General features: G+C 57.1%; 2 protein-coding genes. Both read right to left on the bottom strand.

Going from position 1 to position 3,069, the window contains the following annotated elements:
- On the bottom strand, window positions 1-2,084 hold a 2,084-nt coding region (locus tag ABYW01_RS17830), incomplete at its 3' end, for a DUF1302 family protein (RefSeq protein WP_372835399.1).
- Between the two features lie 58 nt (window positions 2,085-2,142).
- Window positions 2,143-3,069, bottom strand: a 927-nt coding sequence (locus ABYW01_RS17825) for an MMPL family transporter (protein WP_372835396.1), incomplete at its 5' end; no start/stop codon positions are given.

The following is a 3,069-nucleotide window of genomic DNA, read 5'->3' as shown; positions in this document are numbered from 1 at the left end:
TCATCTTCTTCATTAGCCATACCCAGGATGCCGGTTTTGAAGCGTCCGGTTGGCTCAAATCCACCCAGACCAGCTGATCCGGACATGCCACCTGCATGCTCCGGTGCACCGGTATACGCGGTGAATGGGTTGTATGGGTTACATGAACGGCAATCGTCTGCGGATTTCGCACCCGGACCGAACTTGATGTTGGCACCGGCAGTGACTTTCCAGTTGTCATCGATCAGCCATTCCACGGACGGCGCTGCCACCGAGTTACCGGCACGGAAGTCATGCGCCATGATGATCTGCGGGCTCAGACGGTCGTTCATCCACCACCCTTTCACCAGCAACGTACCGATGTTGTTCTGGCTCCACTGCGCAAAACCACGGGTCCCTAAGCTGACTTTCTCGCTGCGGTGATCCAGCAGGTTTTCACCAAAGATCTGTGCAGAGAACAGGAAGGCACGGTTTTTGTTCAGGAACGGGATAAAGACGTTTTTATCCGCACCCACCACGTAACGGAACACGTCCGATTCGGAGTACAGGTCCTGACTCATCGTATCGGCGAACTCTTCACCTTTGGTGTAAGCCGCTTCCACACGGAACACGGTATCGAGGGACTCGGCGTAGTAGTCGAGGGAACCACCGATCAGGTTCACACGTGGGAACACCACATCAAACGCGATCAGGTACGGGGTTGGACCGATATCGCCTTTCACAAACGGATTTTCGCTGTTATCCACGGTGGTACCACCGCGCAGGGATGGCATCTGAGAACGGTAGGTCAGTGCGTTCAGGGAGAACGTCAGGTCGTTGTACACACCTTCCAGTTTCACACCCAGCTGGGTGTCATTCAGACTCCAGGCCGGCAGGTCCACATCACGGATACCGATCTGGTTCGGACCGAAGTTGGTCGCGGCATAACCGGCAATGGTCGGATCAGACATGGCGGCAATGGTATCCGGATCGGTGATACCGTTCGCTGCAGCGGCATTTGGACCCAGAATCGGGGCCAGACCCGCTGGCAGACCGGCTGCGTTGATCGGTGCGAAGTTCGCCACCGTACCGCCGTTTTCCCACAGATTAGCCATGCCACGGAAGAAGCAGGAGGCGTCCAGTGCATTGTAGGCACCCGAGCAGTTACCCAGATTGTTCGGACGGAACTTGTCGAAGTTCCACACGGAGGAGAGGTTCAGATCCTGGAACGGACCGGTCGGTCCCATGCGCCATTCTGCCTGCACCATCCACATTGGGATACGGATATCTTCCAGCTCGTCGTAGATGTTATGACGGCTGTAATCCACCGGGTTGATCACATCCAACACGCGGAACAGGTCGGTACGGCCCCAGATGACCTGCTGACGACCGAGACGGACGTTGAGCTGATCACCATTGTCGAAGTCGTGGGTGGCATCCACATACAGCTCACGCAGGAAATCGAGACGGTCATTAAATTCAGGGTGCTTCAGATCGCTTTCGTCGGCATCCAGATAGCCGTCAATACAGCCGCGGCTGTCGACGTCACACGGACGCACCGGCACACCGAAGGCCACGCCACCACCGATATCATGCAGGTCTTCACCCAGCACTCTCATACCGGTGGACGGGTTGTTAGGGTAGCTATCCACAAACGCGGATGCAGGCGGGAACGGCGGCAAACCCGGAATACCGGCCGGGTTCGCGTTCAGCAGCCCATATACGCCGTCCACCGTTGAGGCATCCAGACCGGAGCCATGCGCAACCGGCATATAGGCGCCATTGAGGGTGGTCTGCAGGAAGATATCTTCACCTGCGCGGGCACCGGCACCGTCGCCGAACTCGTCGTCGTTCAGGTCGTACACCGCATCGTAGGTGGCACGCAGGGTACCGTGTACGGAGGCTTCACCCCAGAAGCTGCCACCGTTCAGCTGACGACTGAACTCCAGCTGGGCGGTGTTACGGAATTTGGTCAGGCCTTTGGTTTCGCGATAGTAGGTCGCGTTCTCAACAAAACCCGCCACTTCAGTCTCTTGAGCAGAGACAGTGGGTGCAGCCATCGCCGCCGTGGCCGCGGCGACTGCCAGCGCCAGGCGACTCGCGTTCGTTGTTATTGTTTTTGTCATTATTATTAACCCCTTCGGATTTTTTGGTCTTATGTGGTCACTTCAATGTGTGAACGGCTCAGGCATGGATGATGCCGTCTTCGTCCTCATAGGCTTCGCAGATAAACTTCGGCTTAAAGACCAGCACCCAGCTTGGCACCAGCAACATGGCGGCGGCACCGTTGAGTAACACCATCACAATCAGCAACAGCGCAGCATCGGCCTGGAAACGCAGGTCAGACAGGAGCACCCACATCACGATGCCCGCAATCAGGGTGATCGCCGTGAAGCTGATCGCCAGTCCTGTGGTACTGATCGCGCGTTTAACCGCGGCGCTCAGGTCTTTCAGGGCCACCATTTCAGTGCGGATGCGGTCCATCATGTAGATGGAGTAATCGATACCGACGCCCACCCCTACAGCGATGATCGGTACGGTGTTGATGTTGATGCCCATGTGGGTAACCCCCATGTAGGCGTAGGTCAGTGTGGTGGCGAAGAGCATCGCCATAAACATCATGGTGCCGGCCATCAGTGACTGGTAGAAGAACATCACCATGGCGAAGATCAGCACGAACACCAGTGGCAGTACCCACAGGTTGGTCTCGTAGGCCGCTTCGTTCATGGACGCGGTGACACCGATGGTACCCCCGGCCAGACGGATGGTCAGACCCTCGACCTTGTCACCGTTCTCGTTGATCCACTGCTTGGCGGTATGGATCGCACGGCGGATGGTCTCGCCCTGATGGTCCTTGTAGTAGAACACCAGGTTAGCGATGCGCTCATCGGTATCAACAAACTCTTTCAGCGCGCCCGGAATCGGGCTGGACATCATGTAGGTGAACATCAGACCACCCACATACATCTCATCATTCGGGATCTGTGCCCAGCGCGGATCATCGTTGTGCAGCAGGCGGTTGACCTGTTTCACCAGATCAGGAATGCCTTTCGCGCCGCCGACCTCCGGGTCGAGCAACATGTGACGCTCCAGATCGGCCAGGGCATTCAG

Origin of the sequence: Pontibacterium sp., assembly GCF_041587635.1 — a bacterium.
Lineage (GTDB): Bacteria > Pseudomonadota > Gammaproteobacteria > Pseudomonadales > Balneatricaceae > Pontibacterium.
Note: the sequence above shows the minus strand (reverse complement) of the source record. Positions and strands in the feature narration are given on the sequence as shown.